This window comes from Nocardioides fonticola, assembly GCF_039536805.1.
Taxonomy (GTDB): domain Bacteria; phylum Actinomycetota; class Actinomycetes; order Propionibacteriales; family Nocardioidaceae; genus Nocardioides; species Nocardioides fonticola.
In genome coordinates this window covers 1-16,708 of record NZ_BAAAZH010000026.1, presented here as the reverse complement: position 1 = coordinate 16,708, position 16,708 = coordinate 1, and the positions used below count along the sequence as shown (strand labels likewise).

Here is a 16,708-nt window from a genome sequence, read left to right as displayed (position 1 = left end):
CTATCCTTCCATCATGGAACAATCCCGTACGGAGACGAGACTGCTCCCCTTCCTGCGTCCGCGGATCGCCTGGATCCTTCCGGTGCTCTACCTCATCATCGGCGGAGCCCTCATCGGCGCCGTCGGCACGGCACCGGTCGACCGCGGATCCACCGATCAACTGCCCGACGGATACGACTCCACCGCCGTGGTGAAGGCACTGGACTCCTTCCCCTCCGGCGACGACCAGGTGGCCGTGGTCCTGTTCTACTCCGACGCTGGTGGGCCGGGCATCGACGCCGCCGACCGCGCGTCGCTCCAGAAGAGCTTCGCCGCCGCCACCGACGGCACCGGCACCGGCACCGAGCTCCAGCCCTCCGAGGATGGCACCGCGCTCGTGGGCATCGTGCCGACGTCCACCACCGACGCCGCCGAGCTCGCCGACGAGATCGACGCCCTGCGCGCCGCGGTGAAGAAGGACCTCCCCGAGGGTGTCAGCGCCGCCGTCACCGGGCCGGCCGCGATCCAGGGCGACCTCGCCCGGGTGTTCGACGGCGCCGACGTCTCCTTGCTGATGGTCACCGCCACCGTCGTCGCGATCCTGCTGATCGTCACCTACCGCTCCCCGTTCCTGTGGCTGGTGCCGCTCATCGTCGTGGGCGTCGCCGACCAGGTCGCCGCCGTCGCCGCCACGCACTCGCTGAGCACGCTCGGCGTGGCCTTCGACGAGTCGACCACCGGCATCCTCTCGGTGCTCGTCTTCGGCGCCGGCACCGACTACGCGCTCCTGCTCATCTCCCGCTACCGCGACGAGCTGCGGGTGTTCGCCGACCGCGGGGAGGCGATGGCCAAGGCCTGGGTGCGCACCGCCGAGGCCGTGCTGGCCAGCGCCGTCACCGTCGTCCTCTCCCTGCTCGCGCTGCTGCTGAGCGCCTTCCCGACCACCCGCGGCCTGGGTCTGGCCTGCGCCATCGGTGTTGTGGTCGCCGCCGTCGCCGTCATGGTGGTGCTGCCGCTGGCCCTCGTGGTGTTCCCGCGCGGGATCTTCTGGCCGCGACGCCCCGAGGTCGGCCAGACCGTGCTCTCGGAGGGCCACACCGTGTGGCGCCGCATCGGCGACGGCGTCGCGCGGCGTCCGGTGCCGGCCGCCGTCGCGGGCGTGGTGGTGCTCGCCGCCCTCGCCAGCGGCATCCTCTCGATCCGCAGCGGGCTCTCGGAGTCCGACCAGTTCATCGACACCCCCGAGTCGATCAGCGCCTCGGCCCGGTTGGCCGAGTCCTTCCCGGCCGGCAGCGCCGACCCGGCCGTCGTGCTCACCCCCGACTCCCTCGTGCGGCCCGTCACCGGCATGATCCGCAGCGTCGAGGGCGTGGAGTCGGTGAGCATCGCCGGCACGCACGACGGACTCACCCGCCTCAACGTCGTCCTCGACTCCGCGCCGGGCACCCCGGCGGCCCGGGACGACGTCGAGCAGCTGCGCGCCGCGCTCGACGGCCAGCCCCGCACGTTGGTGGGCGGCACGGACGCCGACGACGTCGACATCAACGCGGCCACCTCCTCCGACCGCGGTCTCATCGTGCCGCTCATCCTGATCGTGGTGCTCGCCGCCCTGGGCGCCCTGCTGCGCTCGGTCGTCGCGCCGGTGGTGCTGGTGCTCACGGTGGTCGCCACCTACCTCGCGGCCCTCGGCGCCGGGTGGCTCATCAGCACCCACGTCTTCGGCTTCGACCGGCTCGACGTCGGCGTACCGCTCCAGGCGTTCCTCTTCCTGGTGGCCCTCGGTGTCGACTACAACATCTTCCTCGTCACCCGGGCCGCCGAGGAGGCCCGCGGCCACGGCGCCCGTGAGGGCATGCTGCGGGCCCTGGCCTCGACCGGCGGCGTCATCACCAGCGCCGGTGTGCTGCTCGCCGCGGTGTTCGCGGTGCTCGGCGTCCTGCCCCTGGTGGTGCTCGCCCAGCTCGGCATCGTCATCTGCATCGGCGTCCTGCTCGACACGCTGCTGGTGCGCACGGTGCTGGTGCCGGCGATCGCCGTCCGCCTGGGCGACCGGTTCTGGTGGCCCCGGAAGGTCGGCTGACCGGGGCCGCCCTCGGCGGATCCACCCACAGCAAGGTCACAGGTCCACCACCCCGGCCGCTCAGCCGGGCTCCGGAGAGTGGTGCTCGGCGCCGATCCGCGCCGAGCACCACGACTCCAGGAGAACGACCATGAGCGAGAGCCAGACCCCCAGCGGCAACCGGTGGGAGCCGAGTGGCGCCGACACGCAGCCCGTCGGCGCGGTCTCGGACGACGCCGCCTCCGGCAGCGCCATCGGCGCCGGCACCGCGACCGCCGTCGCCGATCCCGCACCGGGCGGCTGGGCGGCGTCCGATGCTGGGCCCGATGCCGCATCCGATGTCCCGTCCGACGCTGCGACGGCGCCCGCTGCGGCGTGGTCGCCGGCCGCGGCGTCCGGTGGGGGACTGCGCGAGCGCTGGAGCAACGCCGGCACCGGGGCCCGGTGGGTCGCCGGCGGTCTGGCGGGCGCCGTGGTCGTGCTCGGCCTGGGCGGCGGCGGGTTCGCGCTCGGTCGGGCCACCGCGCCCGACGGCACCGCTCCGGGCGACGGCTTCCCCGCGTTCCAGCGTGGCTTCGACCGCGACGGTGATGGAGACTTCGGTGGTGGACAGCCGGGACAGCTCGGCGAGCAGGGCCAGTTCGGCCAGTTCGGCCAGCAGGGTCAGCAGGGCTTCCCCGGCGGCGGACTCGGCGGCGGAATCGGACAGGGCCCCGACGGCGACGCCGACGGCTTCGCCCCGCCGGGCACCGACTCCGGCACCGGCACCGACTCGGGCACCGGCGACGGCACGAACTCCTCCTGGTACGTCGTCGACGGCTCGGCTCCCGTCAACTCCTGACGCGGATCCCGACGCGAATCCCGAGGCGACCATGACGACCCTCGTCCCGCAGCCGCGCACCGGAGACCCGGCTCCGGCCGCGCCCGACCGCACGCCGTCCGCGCCCCGGCTCGCCGCACCGCGACGCGCCCGCCGCGGCGTCCCGATCGGGGTGCGGGCCCGCCGCGACGCCGCCGTGCGCCTGGGCGCGCTCAGCGTGCTGTGGCTGGCCCTGCTGCTGGTCACCTACTGGTGGACGGCGGCCGGCGGCGTGCTCGACCTCGGCGGCTGGGAGACCGGCCTCACCTCGGTCGGCCGCGTCACGGGGCTGTGGTCGTCGGTGCTGCTGCTCGCCCAGGTGCTGCTGATGGCCCGCGTGCCGGTGCTCGAGACGGCCTTCGGTCAGGACGAGCTGGCGCGCGTGCACCGGCTGGTCGGCTTCACGTCCTTCAGTCTCATGCTGGCCCACATCGTCCTCGTCACCTGGGGCTACGCCGCCGGGTCGCTGCTCGCCAGCCCGAGGATGCTGTGGGACCTCGTGGTCGACTACCCCGGCATGCTGCTCGCGGCCGCCGGCTCGCTGGCGCTCGTGATGGTCGTGGTCACCAGCATCAAGGCGGCCCGCGCGCGCCTGCGCTACGAGTCCTGGCACCTGCTGCACCTCTACGCCTACCTCGGCGTCGGACTCGCGCTACCGCACCAGCTGTGGACCGGCACCGAGTTCGTCTCCTCGCCCGGCCGCACCGTCTTCTGGTGGACCGCGTGGGCCCTCGCCGCCGGTGCCGTCGTGTGGTGGCGGATCGCCGTCCCCGTGCTGCGCACGCTGCGCCTGGGCCTGCGCGTCACCTCGGTGGTGCGCGAGGCGCCGGGCATCGTCTCGGTCTACCTCGCCGGTCCGGGCCTGGCCCGGCTCGACGTCGCGGCCGGCCAGTTCCTCACCTGGCGCTTCCTGGGCCGCACCGGCTGGACCCGCGCCAACCCCTACTCCCTCTCCGCCGCCCCCGACGGCGCCAGCCTGCGCATCACCGTGCAGTCGGTCGGCGACGGGTCGGCCGCGGTCGCCGCCCTGCGGCCCGGGCAGCGCGCGCTGGTGGAGGGCCCCTACGGCCGCCTGACCGAGCGGGCGCGCACCCGCCGCCGGGTCGCCCTCATCGGCGCCGGCGCGGGCATCGCCCCGCTGCGTGCGCTCGCCGAGGGGCTCGCCTACGAGCCCGGCGAGGCCGCCGTGCTCTACCGCTTCACCCGCGACCCGCTCTACCGCCACGAGTTCGAGACCCTGGCCCGCGAACGCGGCCTCCAGGTCGTGCCCCTGCCCGGTCACCGCCGCCACCCGGCGTCCTGGCTCGGCGAGCACCTGGGCGGTCCGGCCGACGACCCCGCGCTGGCCGGCGTCCCCGACCTCGCGGTGGCCACCCGATGGGTGCCCGACCTCCTCGAGCGCGACGTCTACGTCTGCGGGCCCGCCGTGTGGGCCGACCTCGTGCGCACCGACCTGCTGCGCGCCGGCCTGCCGGCCGCGCAGCTCCACCTCGAGACCTTCGGATGGTGATCTGATGCGACGCATCGTGCTGTGGAGCCTGAGCACGCTCACCGTGCTGGTGCTGCTGTTCGGCTACCACACCTCGACCTCCGGCCGGCTGGACGCCGCCCCGGCCGCCGTCGCCGCGCCCGTCACCGGGGCAGCCGCGCCCGAACCCGGGGCCTCCGACGAGACGCCGTCCGGCGGCACCGCCGACGACGAGGCGGCCGCGGGATCGGCGGACGCCGGGAACGATGCCGGGAGCGACGCCGGAAACGACGCCGGATCGGATGCGGGAACCGCCGCCGGATCGGGCGATGCGGCCGACGGCAGCTACACCGGCGACGTCGCCTCGACCCGCTGGGGTCCGGTGCAGGTGGCGATCACCGTGGCCGACGGTCGCATCACCGAGGTCGCCGTGCCGCAGTACCCGGCGGGCAACCCGCGCGACGTCGAGATCAACAACTACGCCCTGCCGGTGCTGGTGCAGGAGACGCTCGATGCCCAGAGCGCCTCGATCGACATGGTCTCCGGTGCCACCGTCACCAGCGAGGGCTACCTGACCTCCCTCCAGAGCGCGCTGGACCAGGCGGGCCTGTGAGCACCCCAACCGGTGCGACGGCCGCACCGCCGACCTGGCGGGCCGTCGAGCAGATCATGGGGATGCCGGTCAGCGTCGCCCTGCGCGGGCGGCACGCCGGCGACACCGGCGCCCGCGACGCGTGGGCCGCCGTGGTCGCCGAGCTGCGTGAGGTCGACCGCGTCTTCTCGACCTACCGCGACGACTCGGTGGTCAGCCGGCTCGGCCGCGGCGAGCTGACGTTGGCCGAGTGCCCGCCCGAGATGGCCGAGGTGCTCGCGCTGGGGGAGCGCGCGGAGCGTGATTCGGGCGGGGCCTTCGCCGTCCGTCGTCCCGGTGCGGACGGATCCGAGCGCTTCGACCCCAGCGGTGTGGTGAAGGGCTGGGCGATCGAGCGGGCCGCCCGCCACCTGCACGCCCTCGCCGACACCGACAGCTGCCTCTCCGGCGGCGGCGACCTCGTGTGCCGTGTCGCGGGGCCGGACTCCCCGGACTGGTCGATCGGCATCGAGCACCCCGACGACCCCACCCGCCTGGTCGGCCGGGTCCCGATGCGCGACGGGGCGGTGGCCACCTCCGGCCTCGCCCACCGGGGCGCGCACATCGTCGACGCCCGCACCGGTCGCACGCCGCAGCTCGTCGCAGCGGTCACGGTGGTCGCGCGCTCCCTCGTCGACGCCGACCTCGATGCCACCAGCGCCTTCGCCCTCGACGAGGACGCCGCCCGCTGGCTCGCCGGGCGCACGGATCGCACCGGTCTGGTGGTCTGGCGCGACGGTCGGGTCGAGACCGTCGTCGGTCGGGTCGCCTGACCCGCCCGCCCCGCCCCGGCTCGGCCGGGGCGTCGGCCTCACTCCCGGAGCGAGGCGACCGCCGAGGCGTTGACCCGGTGCAGCAGGTCGCGCAGGGTCGCGACGTCCTTCTCCGGCAGGCCGAGGATCTCGCTGACCCGGCACTGCACGTCGCCGAAGTGGGAGGCGACCTCGCGACCCTGCTCGGTCAGCGCGATCTCCACCGACCGCTCGTCGGTCGCCGATCGGGTGCGGCTGAGCAGGCCGGCCGCCTCCAGGCGGCGCAGGAGCGGCGTCAGCGTGGCGTGGTCGAGGTGCAGTGTGTCGCGCAGGTGCTTGATCGGGACGGCGTCGGTGCGGCCCGCGAGCACCACCAGCACGAGGTACTGGGGGTAGGTGAGGTCGAACTCGGCCAGCACGGGGCGGTAGGCGGCGGTGAGGCTGCGCGAGGCCGCGTAGAGGTCGAAGCAGAGCAGCGGCTCGAGCGGGTCGTCCGACGTCGACGGTGTGGCCTTGCTCATCTCGTCTCCTTCCCCGTTCGGGAATTATCGTGTATACAAGTATCTTGTAAACACTGTAAGTCATCCGACGGCGAAAGGATTCCCGCCATGCCCACTCGCACCGCCCGTACCGCCTGGAACGGTAGCCTCACCGAGGGCTCCGGTCAGGTCGAACTGACCAGCTCGAAGGTCGGCACCTACGACGTCTCCTTCCCCAAGCGGGCGGCCGACGAGGCCGACGGCACCACCTCGCCGGAGGAGCTCATCGCCGCCGCGCACAGCTCCTGCTACGCGATGCAGTTCTCCGCCCTGATCGCCGAGGCCGGCGGCACGCCGCAGGCCCTCGACGTCACCGCCGACGTCTCGCTCGGCCCCGACCCGGCCGGCGGCTTCCGCCTCACCGGCATCACCCTCACCGTCCGCGGTGAGGTCGACGGCCTCGACGAGGCCACCTTCCTCCAGGTCGCCGAGGCCGCCAAGGCCGGCTGCCCGGTCAGCAAGGCGCTCACCGGTGTCGAGATCACCCTCGACGCCTCCCTGGAGTCCTGACCCCCACGCCGACTCCGCGCCCTCCCCGGCGTGGAACCGAGCCGGCCCCGCCATCTGTGAGCCAGGTGGCGGGGCCGGACGTCTTCCGGGCAGCGCCGGTGGCGCCGGTGGATCAGTTGGGCTGGAAGACCAGAGCGGAGACCGAACCGTCGCCGGTCGCGAAGCCCCAGTTGTTCTCCTGGTTGTTGATCGCGTACCCGCACATGCCGATCTCGAGCGTGCCCGAGAGGCCCGAGGCGATGGTCGTGAGCGTCGTCGGGATGATCGAGGCGGCCGATCGTGTGAACTGACCGGCGAGGGTCCCGCTCAGCGGCGTCGGCGTGCCGCCGACGGTCCGCGTGCAGATCGCCAGGTACAGACCGCTGGCCGCCGCGTAGCTCTCCACCGGGCTCTGGGCGGAGATGAAGACCCGGGTGCCGACGGGGATCGAGATGGTCGTGGTCGCGTTGACGAAGTCGATGTTGTTGGCGTTCGGCGGCGCGAAGGCGTTCGAGGTCGTGCCCGTGCCGTTCGCCGAACGCACGATCGGGGACGTGCCGGCGGCCCCCGCCGGGCCGGCCGGTCCCTGCGGTCCCTGCGGGCCGATCGCGCCCGCCGCGCCCGCGGGCCCGGCAGGCCCCGCGGGTCCGGTCGCGCCGGCGGGCCCGGTCTCACCGGCCGGTCCAGCGGCGCCGTCCTCGCCCTGGGGGCCGGTGACCGACCAGGTGACGCGCCGTTCGTCGGCGTCGCACGCCTTCGAGGCGCGCACGATGCGGGTGTCGCCCCCGCGCTTGGCCACGCACGCCGTGACCTGGTCGTCGCCGCCGCGGGCCGCGGCGATCGCTGCTCCACCGGTCACGGCGAGGCCGGCCACCAGGCCGACGACGACGCCGCCGACGGCGGGACGGGAGATGCTGAGCATGGGGTCCACCTCTCGGGTCGTGGCCGCGACCTGCGGCCGTCGCCGACGCTAGGCAGCAGGCGCCCCGGCCCTCATCGGTGGAACCACCCATCCGTCCGTTGCCGCACCTGGGTGATCTCCTCGCCGCGACCCTGCGCGACCCTGCGCGACCCTGCGCGACCCAGAGCGACCCAGAGCGACCCAGAGCGACCCAGAGCGACCTGCCGTCAGGGCGACGCGCGACGCCCGGCCGAGGCCTGGCTCGCCCAGGCGGCCGCCGCCGCCCGGGAGGGCAGCGCGAGCTTGGTGAGGATGTTGCTCACGTGCCGGTCCACCGTGCGGTGGGAGAGGAACAGCCGTCCCGCGATCTCGCGGTTCGTCGCCCCCTCCGCGACCAGGGCGAGCACCTCGCTCTCGCGCGGGGACAGCGGGGAGGAGGCCGTCGGGCTCGACCCCACACCGAGGTCGTCGAGCAGTCGCGCGGCCAGATCGGTCTCCTCGGCGGCCGCTTCCGGGACGCCGAGGGCCTGCTGGGCGGCGGCCGCGAGCAGATGGGTGCGCGCGCGTTCGTAGGGCATCCGCAGGACGCCGAGGGTGCGGCCGGCCCGGGCGGTCCTCCCCAGGGCACCGGCAGGATCGCCCGTCGCGAGCAGCAGACGCGCTCGACATTGATCGGCCCTGGCCCGCAGCAGGCGCGTCCCGATGCGGTCCGCATACGCCTCGAACTCCTCGGTCCATGCGGACGCGTCGGCCAGGTCGGTCTCGGTGACCGCGACGCCGTCGCGGCAGACGAGCTCGACGGCGGCGGGCAGCAGGCGGGCCCGGGCGCCGGGCTCCGTCACGTGGGTCAGGGCGACGCGCAGCTGGGCGACGGCGTCCGAGCGCCCGGCCGCCGCACGGGCCGACGCCCGCCCGGGCAGCGGATCACGACCGGCCTGCTCGGCGTTCGCGTAGGCCTCCTCCGCCTCGCCGAGCTGGCCGCGACGCCGGGCGATCTCGCCGCGCAGGTACCACGCATCGCCGAGCACCAGCGGGTCCTCGATCTTCTCCGCCTCCCGGACGGCGGCGTCCCAGTCGCCGGCGGCCTCCAGCAGCTCGGCGCGGTAGAGCCGGCGTACGTCGTCGGCGGATGCGGGTGCGCCCCGCCGCTCATCGCGCTGCGCCACGGTGTTGTGCCACTCGCGCAGGCGCTCGAGGTCCTGGGTCTCGCGGTAGCCGGCCATCGCCGAGCTGGCGACGAGGAGCTCCACCAGCGGCGAGGTGAGGCGGCCCGAGGACGCCGCCAGCATCGCGTCGTCGAGCATCGCGACACCCTCGTCGACCCGACCGACCCGGATGAGGAGGTGGCCCAGCGTCTGCCGGATCAGCGCGGCGGCGTCCACATCGCCGGTGCGGACGGCGATCGCGAGCACCTCCTGCGCGGTCGCGATCGCGAGGGCGCGGTCGGGCGTGCGGTCGTTGATGATCGGGGCCATCTGGAGGTAGGCGCTTGCGGCGCACTCCCCGATGGCGGCGACGAGCTCGGCCGCTCGGGTGAACCACGCGGTGCGATGGCCGGTCTCCCCGCGCAGATGGTGCATGATCCCGAGCCAGGCCGCCGTGCGCGCGGCGCGCTCGGGGTCGGTCGGCACCCGCTGGCGGTAGGCGTCGTTGGCGTCGGCGAAGTAGCCCGTGACATCGCCGACGAGATAGCGCAGCGTCGCACGGAACTCCAGGTCGTCGGCGCCGAGATCGTCGGCCCCCTCGATCACGTCGAGGGCAGGGCTCCACCGTCCGGCAGCGTAGAGCGCTCGCGCCCCCGGGACGTCGGCCACGTTCCCGATCCTGGCATGCACGCGGGTCCGGTCACGACGGTTCCGCGTGAATCGGGGCTGAGCCTGCTCGGCGGGGCGCACGCCCGCCCGCGCTCCGGTGGGGGCGGAACGCGCGGGCGGGCGAACGGCCAGCCTAGGCAGCGACCTACCCCCGGGGGCATGGTCGAACGTCCCGAAGCCCTCGATTCGGCGCAGCGGTTCAGACCAGGGGCTCAGGCCAGAGGCTCAGACCAGAGGTACGGACCAGGCCAGGTGCGTGCCGCGGTCGTGCTCGGAGGTCACCTCGAGCCGGCCTCCGCGCCGCTCGGCGCGCGAGCGCATGTTCGACAGCCCGCTCTCGACGACGGTCTCGGGCAGTCCGCGGCCGTTGTCGACCACGACGAGCTCCAGGCGGGCGTCGCCCTCGGCCTGGACGACGCGGAGCACGACCTGCACCGCGGTGGCGTCGGCATGCCGGCTGGCGTTGGAGAGCGCCTCGCCCAGCACGGCGAGCAGGTCGGGGGCGAGCTGGCCGTCGACCACGGAGCGGATGGGTCCCTCCAGGCGCAGCGTCGGCCGGAACTTCAAGGTGGCCGCGGCCCGGTCGACCAGGCGGGTGACCTCGGTCTGGAGGTCGTCGGAGGTGCCGATCGCCCCGAGGGCGAAGATCGAGCGCCGGATGTCCTTGATGGTGTCGTCGAGGTCGTCGACGGCCTGGTCGAGCCGCTCCTTGAGCTCCTCGCCGTCGATGGCGCGGGCGACGCCCTGCAGGCCGAGGCCGACGGCGAAGATGCGCTGGATCACCAGGTCGTGCAGGTCGCGGGCGATGCGGTCGCGGTCCTCGAAGAGCGCCAGCAGCTGCTGGTCCTCCCGGGCCCGCGCGACCTGGAGCGCGAGCGCGGCCTGCTCGGCGAAGCTCGCCGGCATGGAGGGGTCGATGGCGTGGAAGTCGGCCTCCCGGCCCCGCTCCCACCCCAGCGACAGCGTGCCCTCGGTACCCGAGGTCGACCCGAGCGGGACGACGACCACCGGCCCGAGCGGCGGCCACCCCAGTCGGCGCGAGGGGTCGACGGCGTGCTCGGTGCCGCTGATGTCGGCGGTGCGCACGGGCTCGCCCGTGCGTACGACCGTGGCCGACAAGGAGTCCTCGAGTTCGATCTCACGCATGGCTCCGGCGTCGGTGGTGTAGCCGGAGACCACCCGCAGCTCGAGGTCGGCGGGATCGGCGCCCACGACCACCCAGGCGACGTCGGCGTGGGCGCTCTCGCGGGCGCGGTCGGCGATCAGCTGCAGCGGGTCGCGGCCGAGCTCGGGCCGCGACAGCAGCGAGGTGATCTCGGCGGTGGCCTCCAACCAGCTCTCGCGCCGCGCGGCCTCCTCGTAGAGCCGGGCGTTCTCGATGACCACACCCGCCGCGGCGGCCAGGGCGACGACCACGGCCTCGTCCTGCTCGGTGAAGTCCTCGCCCGACACCTTCTCCGTCAGGTAGAGGTTGCCGAAGATCCGGTCGCGGGTGCGCACGGGGACGCCGAGGAACGAGCGCATCGGCGGATGGCCCGGCGGGAAGCCGTAGGACGCCGGGTGGGCGGCGATGTCGTGCAGCCGCAGCGGTTCGGGCCGGTCGATGATCTGACCGAGCAGCCCGTGCCCGGCCGGCAGGCTGCCGATGCGGGTGACCTCGTCGTCGTCCAGGCCGGTGTGCACGAAGGTGCGCAGGCGCCGTTCGGTGCTCGCGGGGTCGACGACGCCGAGGGCGGCGTAGCGCGCGTCGACCAGGCGGCTCGCGCTCGCCACGATGCGGCTCAGGACGCCGTCGAGGTTGAGGTCGGCGCCGAGCGCGACGACCGCGTCGAGCAGCAGTTGCAGCCGCTCCCGCTCGTCGACGACCTCCTCGACGTGGTCGAGGACCTCGCGGAGCAGCGCGTCGAGCTGCTTGCGGCGCTGGGGCACCGCGTCAGATCTTGTGCTTGGTCGCGAAGATCGCCGCCTGCGTGCGGCTCGTCAGCCCGAGCTTGCCGAGCAGCGAGGACACGTAGTTCTTCACGGTCTTCTCCGCGAGGAACATCCGCTCGGCGATCTGGCGGTTGGTCAGGCCCTCGCCGATGAGCTCGAGGATCTTCTGCTCCTGGCTGGTGAGCTGGTCGAGCTCGGGGTCGGACGCCGGCCCGTTGCGCACGCGGTCGAGCACCTGGGCGGTGACGTGGGGGTCGAGGGTCGACTGTCCCGAGGCGACGCGGCGCACGGTGTCGATGAGGTCGTGGCCCCGTACCTGCTTGAGCAGGTAGCCCGCGGCGCCGGCCATGATCGCGGCGAACAGGGCGTCGTCGTCGTCGTAGCTGGTCAGGATGAGCGCGGCGATCTCGGGGTTGCGGGACCGGATCTCGCGGCACACGTCGACGCCGGACCCGTCGGGCAGGCGGCCGTCGAGGATCGCCACGTGCGGGCGGACGGCGGGGATGCGGCGCATGGCCTCCTCGGCCAGCCCGGCCTCGCCGACGACCTCGATGTCGCCCTCGCTCTCCAGCAGCTCGCGGATGCCGCGACGCACGATCTCGTGGTCGTCGAGGAGGAACACCCGGATGGTCGGGCGTGCGTCGGCGTCGGAACCGGTGGGAGTCGAGGGGTCCATGCTGCCCACGGTAGTGCGCGGTCGAGGGTCTGGGAACGTGGCGGAGGGCCCTCAGGCCACGGGACCTCTGACCCTGCGCCCGCGGCCCGCGCGCGAGGCACCCTGGAGACACGCCACCGGGAGTGGTCCGCGCCGACACCGCCGGTCGGCGTGGCAGCGAGGAGAGGAGGCGGAGGATGAGCATCCGTTCCGGCCTCGGATCCGGCCTCGGCTACGACATGCGCCAGGCGCACGCCCGCATCGTCGAACTCGCCACCCTCGCCCCGAGCGTGCGCAACAGCCAGCCCTGGCACTGGGTGAGCGACGGGGAGTCCCTGGACCTGCGGGCCGACCGCAGCCGGGTGCTGCGCGCCGGCGACGAGGACGGCCGCATGCTGACCCTCAGCTGCGGCGCGGGGCTCGACCACGCGCTCGTCGCCGCCCGCGCTCTGGGGTTCGAGGTCGAGGCGCACCGGTTCCCGCGCTCCGACGACCCCGACCTGCTCGCCCGGCTGCGGCTGCACCCCGGCGTGGTGCCGGCGACGGCGACCGCCGACCTCCAGGCGCTCACCGACCGGCGTACCGACCGCCGCCGCTTCACCTCCTGGCCCGTCTCCTTCGACCAGCTCCAGGACCTCGCCGCCGTGGCCTCGGCGCGCGGGGCGACCGCGATCCCCGTCGTCGACCTCGCCGACCGGGTGCGCATCGATCTGCTGCTCGGCCGGGCAGGCGATCGCCAGGCCCGCGCCCAAGCCCGGCTCGGGGCGCGCGGCTTCCGCTCGCCGTTCGCCGACACCCCCTACGTCGCCCCCGACCGCGACCTCGAGCCCGCCGACGGTCTCCTGGTGCTCGGTGGGCCGCCCGATGCCGACGGTCCGGCCACGTGGCTGCGGGTCGGCGAGGCGCTCAGCGCCCTGTGGCTCGAGGCCACCCGGGCCGGACTCTCGATTGTGCCGCTCAGCGTCGTCTGCGAGGTCGCCGAGACCCGCGCCGTCCTCCAGCACGAGGTGCTCGGCGGGCTGATGACGCCGCAGACCCTGGTGCGGGTCGGCTGGCAGGCCATCGGCCGGCCGCGCCGCACCCCGCGTCGTCCGCTGGACGACGTCTTGGACCTGCGGTCACCCGGCGCCTGAGATCCCGCTCATCGCGGGTCGGCCGGCCAGCCGGTCAGCCGGCGATGCCGTAGAGCCGGTCGCCGGCGTCGCCGAGACCGGGCACGATGTAGCCCTTCTCATTGAGGCGCTCGTCCATCGCGGCCGTCACCACCGTGACCGGCACGTCGAGGTCGGCGAGCAGATCGTCGAGCCGCTGGCACCCCTCGGGGGCGGTGAGCAGGCAGATCGCGGTGATGTGGTCGGCGCCGCGGTCGACCAGGAAGCGGATCGCTGCGGCCAGGGTGCCGCCGGTGGCCAGCATCGGGTCGAGCACGTAGCACTGGCGGCCCGAGAGGTCCTCGGGCAGACGCTCGGCGTAGGTCGAGGCCTCGAGGGTCTCCTCGTTGCGCACCATGCCGAGGAAGCCGACCTCGGCGGTGGGCAGCAGGCGCATCATGCCGTCGAGCATGCCCAGGCCCGCCCGCAGGATCGGCACCACCAGCGGCTTGGGAGAGGCCAGCCGGACGCCGGTGGTCGGCGCGACCGGGGTGACGATGTCGGCCGGCTCGACCCGCACGTCGCGGGTGGCCTCGTAGGCCAGCAGCGTCACGAGCTCGTCGGTCAGCGACCGGAACGTCGGCGACGGCGTGCGCTCGTCGCGCAGCGTCGTGAGCTTGTGGGTGACGAGCGGGTGGTCGACGACGTGCACGCGCATGGCGTCACCCTAGTGGGGCGCCGGACGCCGCGTGATGGGCCGGCTCAGGAGCCGGCGACGTCGAGCACGACCTCGAACTCCAGCAGATCGGCGCCGGTGGAGACCGGGCGCTGACCGGTGCCGGCGTGGGCCGCGCGCGCGTCGCCGTCGCGCCAGGCGGCGAAGGACTCCTCGTCGGCCCACTGGGTCACGACGAAGTACCGCTCCTCGCCGGCGACGGGTCGCAACAGCTGGAAGCCGAGGAACCCGGGGGTGCCGGCCATCGAGCCGGCCCGCTCGCCGAAGCGGCGCTCGAGCTCGGCGCCGGCCTGCGGGGGCACGCTGATCGCGTTGATCTTCACGATTGCCATGCCGTTCACAGTAGGCGCATCGCGGCGCCGCGCCAGGGCCGGGAGTCCGGCGTCCGTCGGGCCGGGCGCCCGAAGGCGTGAGGAGAAAGGGGATTGGCGCTCCGGGCCCGGTGTGTCACGCTGGCGGAGGCCGGAGCCGTCAGCGCCCCGGATCAGCGAGGAGGGGACGCCGGTGGCCGAACAGCTCGACGCCATCGACTTCGCGTTCGTGGCCTACCGCGAGGGCCTGGACTGGGTGCTCGACGACCTCGCCGACGAGTTCCTCACCGACGTCGAGACCATTGCCCACGCGCTGCGCCGCCTGCCCGGCGACCGCGGCGCGATCGCGCTGATCGGCGTCGACGAGGACTTCTTCCTCATCGTGCGCGTCGAGCAGGAGCGCACCTGGGTGCTGCTCTCCGACGTCACCGCCGCCGACGAGTGGGAGCTGGCCGACTCCGCGATCGAGTTCCTGGGGCTGCCCGACCTCGACGACATCGGCGACCTCGCCGATCCCGACAAGCCCGCCCCTGCTGGCGATCTGGCGCTTCTGGCCGACCTCGGTGCCCCGGCCGTCGAGGTCGCCGAACTCGTCGACGACCCCGACCTCTACCCCGACGAGGCGCTCTCCGACATCGCGCGCATGCTCGGCTTCGGCGAGCTGTTCGACGAAGCCCTCGACTTCGCCTCGGCCTGATCACCCCGTCTCCACCGTGCTGCATCGTCCGTGGGAGGCGCCCATGCGCGCCGCGCTCGAGGAGGCCCGCCAGGCCCCGGCCACCGGCGACGTCCCGATCGGGGCGGTGGTCGTCGACGCCGACGGCACGGTGCTGGGCCGCGGGCGCAACGTGCGCGAGGCGCAGCACGACCCCGCCGGGCACGCGGAGGTGGTGGCGCTGCGGGCGGCGGCAGCGGCACGAGGCAGCTGGCACCTGGAGGGCTGCACGCTGGTGGTCACCCTGGAGCCCTGCACGATGTGCGCCGGTGCCGCGGTGCTCGCCCGGGTCGACCGGGTGGTCTTCGGGGCGTTCGATGCGAAGGCCGGTGCGGTCGGCAGCCTGTGGGACGTCGTCCGCGACCGGCGGCTCAACCATCGGCCCGAGGTAGTGTCCGGCGTGCTGGACGACCAGTGCTCCGCTCTCCTCCTCGGGTTCTTCGATGACAGACGCACCACCGGCTGAGCCTGCCGCGGCCGCCGCGCCGCGGCACGCGCTGCGCCATCGCGACTTCCGGCTGCTGTTCGCCGGCGGGTCGATCAACAGTCTCGGCAACGGCATCGCCCCGGTGGCGCTTGCCTTCGCCGTCCTCGACCTCGGTGGCGACGCCGCCGAGCTCGGCCTGGTCGTGGGGCTCTACGCGCTGACCGACGTCCTCGTCACGCTCTTCGGCGGCGTCGCCGGCGACCGGTTCTCGCGGCGCCTCGTGATGACCGGCAGCATGCTCGCCGCGGCCGTCCTCCAGGCGGCGGCCGGCGTCTCGCTGCTCCTCGACCGGTCGAGCATCGCCGTCCTGGCGCTGCTGGGCGCGGCCCTGGGCGCGATCACCTCGCTGGGCAACCCGAGCATGTCGGCGATCCTGGGCCAGACCGTGCCGGCCGAGACCCTCGGCCAGGCGGTGGTGTGGCGCCGCCTCGGCAGCACCTCGGCCGCGATGATCGGCAGCGGCATCGCCGGTCTCCTCGTCGCCACCGCCGGCAGCGGCTGGGCGCTGCTCGCCGACGCCGCCACGTTCCTCGCCGCGGGGCTGCTGTTCGCCGGCATCCGGGTGGCGCACGAGCCCGCGCCGCCCGGCGCGAGCCTGCTCGGCGACGTCGCCGACGGCTTCCGCGAGGTCATGCGGCACACCTGGCTGTGGCTGCTCATCGCGCAGGCGCTCCTCTACCACCTCGTCTACGGCGGCGTGCAGGGCGTACTCGGCCCGATCGTCGTCGGCGACGACGTCTCCCGGGCGGCGTGGGGCTACGCCCTCTCGACCCTGATGGCCGGCTTCGTCGTCGGCGGCCTGGTGTGCACGCGGTGGAAGCCGCGCCACGCGCTGTCCGTCGGCGTGTGGTTCCTCGGGCTCACCGCCGCGTTCCCGCTGGCGATCGCGCTGTCCGACCACCTCGCCGTCATCCTGCTCGGCGCGTTCCTCCACGGCTTCGGCCTGGAGATCTTCTCGGTCGGCTGGGACCTCTCGATCCAGGAGAACATCGCCCCCGACAAGCTGGCGCGGGTCTACTCCTTCGACGCCGTCGGCTCCTTCGTGGCCCGCCCGATCGGTCTCGCGCTGACCGGCCCGATCGCCGCGGCCGTCGGCTACGACACCTGGCTGATCACGGTCGCCGTCGTCCTCGTGGCCAGCGTCGTCGCCGCGACGTTCAGTCGGGATGTGCGGGTGTTGACGCGGCACTGACGGTGGGGGCGGCGGCTGCAGGTTTCCCCGCGCGGTTCCTGGGGGTGAGTGCAACACCGGCCGAGTGAGGGGTGTGTTGCATGTCGGGTCTGGTGTTC

The 16,708-nt window shown here is 74.2% G+C and carries 17 protein-coding genes; 10 read left to right on the top strand and 7 right to left on the bottom strand.

Annotated elements, in window-relative coordinates:
- Nucleotides 1-13 precede the first annotated feature (13 nt).
- The 5 genes from ABD671_RS16685 (at nt 14) to ABD671_RS16665 (ending at nt 5,769) form a co-directional block, all read left to right on the top strand.
- Nucleotides 14-2,059, top strand: a complete 2,046-nt coding sequence (locus ABD671_RS16685; RefSeq protein ID WP_344734568.1) for an MMPL family transporter — start codon at nt 14-16, stop codon at nt 2,057-2,059.
- 130 nt (nt 2,060-2,189) lie between these two features.
- Nucleotides 2,190-2,879: a hypothetical protein gene (locus tag ABD671_RS16680; RefSeq protein ID WP_344734567.1), complete on the top strand. Its 690-nt coding sequence runs from the start codon at nt 2,190-2,192 to the stop codon at nt 2,877-2,879.
- 31 nt (nt 2,880-2,910) lie between these two features.
- Complete coding sequence (locus ABD671_RS16675) at nt 2,911-4,407, top strand: ferredoxin reductase family protein (protein WP_344734566.1); 1,497 nt, start codon at nt 2,911-2,913, stop codon at nt 4,405-4,407.
- A gap of 4 nt (nt 4,408-4,411) precedes the next feature.
- Nucleotides 4,412-4,978: an FMN-binding protein gene (locus tag ABD671_RS16670; RefSeq protein WP_344734565.1), complete on the top strand. Its 567-nt coding sequence runs from the start codon at nt 4,412-4,414 to the stop codon at nt 4,976-4,978.
- Nucleotides 4,975-5,769, top strand: a complete 795-nt coding sequence (locus ABD671_RS16665; protein ID WP_344734563.1) for an FAD:protein FMN transferase — start codon at nt 4,975-4,977, stop codon at nt 5,767-5,769. Before ABD671_RS16670 ends, ABD671_RS16665 begins: the two co-directional genes overlap by 4 nt.
- A 38-nt stretch (nt 5,770-5,807) precedes the next feature.
- Here ABD671_RS16665 and ABD671_RS16660 read toward each other — a convergent pair whose 3' ends face one another.
- Complete coding sequence (locus ABD671_RS16660; RefSeq protein WP_344734562.1) at nt 5,808-6,269, bottom strand: MarR family winged helix-turn-helix transcriptional regulator; 462 nt, start codon at nt 6,267-6,269, stop codon at nt 5,808-5,810.
- 87 nt (nt 6,270-6,356) lie between these two features.
- Here ABD671_RS16660 and ABD671_RS16655 point away from each other — a divergent pair, with 87 nt between their 5' ends.
- Nucleotides 6,357-6,797, top strand: a complete 441-nt coding sequence (locus ABD671_RS16655; RefSeq protein ID WP_344734561.1) for an OsmC family peroxiredoxin — start codon at nt 6,357-6,359, stop codon at nt 6,795-6,797.
- A gap of 112 nt (nt 6,798-6,909) precedes the next feature.
- Here ABD671_RS16655 and ABD671_RS16650 read toward each other — a convergent pair whose 3' ends face one another.
- The 4 genes from ABD671_RS16650 to ABD671_RS16635 all read right to left on the bottom strand — a co-directional run bounded on the left by ABD671_RS16650 (nt 6,910) and on the right by ABD671_RS16635 (nt 12,099).
- Nucleotides 6,910-7,698, bottom strand: coding sequence for a hypothetical protein (locus ABD671_RS16650; RefSeq protein WP_344734559.1), 789 nt, complete (start codon nt 7,696-7,698; stop codon nt 6,910-6,912).
- Nucleotides 7,699-7,904: 206 nt separating this feature from the next.
- Nucleotides 7,905-9,491: a LuxR C-terminal-related transcriptional regulator gene (locus ABD671_RS16645; RefSeq protein ID WP_344734558.1), complete on the bottom strand. Its 1,587-nt coding sequence runs from the start codon at nt 9,489-9,491 to the stop codon at nt 7,905-7,907.
- Nucleotides 9,492-9,716: 225 nt separating this feature from the next.
- Complete coding sequence (locus tag ABD671_RS16640; protein ID WP_344734557.1) at nt 9,717-11,420, bottom strand: GAF domain-containing sensor histidine kinase; 1,704 nt, start codon at nt 11,418-11,420, stop codon at nt 9,717-9,719.
- 4 nt (nt 11,421-11,424) lie between these two features.
- On the bottom strand, nt 11,425-12,099 hold the full coding sequence (locus tag ABD671_RS16635) for a response regulator (RefSeq protein ID WP_344734556.1): 675 nt from the start codon (nt 12,097-12,099) through the stop codon (nt 11,425-11,427).
- Between the two features lie 176 nt (nt 12,100-12,275).
- Here ABD671_RS16635 and ABD671_RS16630 point away from each other — a divergent pair, with 176 nt between their 5' ends.
- Entirely contained in the window at nt 12,276-13,211 is a 936-nt protein-coding gene (locus ABD671_RS16630; RefSeq protein ID WP_344734555.1) for a nitroreductase family protein, read from the top strand.
- 34 nt (nt 13,212-13,245) lie between these two features.
- Here the strand turns inward: ABD671_RS16630 and upp are convergent, their stop codons facing one another.
- Together upp and ABD671_RS16620 are read right to left on the bottom strand one after the other, a co-directional pair.
- A complete protein-coding gene (upp, locus tag ABD671_RS16625) occupies nt 13,246-13,887 on the bottom strand; it encodes a uracil phosphoribosyltransferase (protein WP_344734554.1) in 642 nt (213 codons plus the stop codon).
- 44 nt (nt 13,888-13,931) lie between these two features.
- Nucleotides 13,932-14,237 (bottom strand): antibiotic biosynthesis monooxygenase family protein, encoded by a 306-nt coding sequence (locus ABD671_RS16620; RefSeq protein WP_344734553.1) that lies wholly within the window; start codon nt 14,235-14,237, stop codon nt 13,932-13,934.
- 172 nt (nt 14,238-14,409) lie between these two features.
- Between ABD671_RS16620 and ABD671_RS16615 the strand changes: the two genes are divergently transcribed.
- From ABD671_RS16615 to ABD671_RS16605, 3 genes are read left to right on the top strand one after another with little or no spacing between them, the layout of a single operon-like run.
- Nucleotides 14,410-14,913 carry a tRNA adenosine deaminase-associated protein gene (locus tag ABD671_RS16615; RefSeq protein WP_344734552.1) on the top strand — a complete coding sequence of 168 codons (504 nt, stop codon included), beginning with the start codon at nt 14,410-14,412 and terminating at the stop codon, nt 14,911-14,913.
- Nucleotides 14,914-14,956: 43 nt separating this feature from the next.
- The gene (gene tadA, locus ABD671_RS16610; RefSeq protein ID WP_344734551.1) at nt 14,957-15,397 is read left to right on the top strand and encodes a tRNA adenosine(34) deaminase TadA; all 441 of its coding nucleotides are present in this window, start codon (nt 14,957-14,959) and stop codon (nt 15,395-15,397) included.
- Entirely contained in the window at nt 15,375-16,610 is a 1,236-nt protein-coding gene (locus ABD671_RS16605; protein ID WP_344734550.1) for an MFS transporter, read from the top strand. Before tadA ends, ABD671_RS16605 begins: the two co-directional genes overlap by 23 nt.
- Nucleotides 16,611-16,708 lie beyond the last annotated feature (98 nt).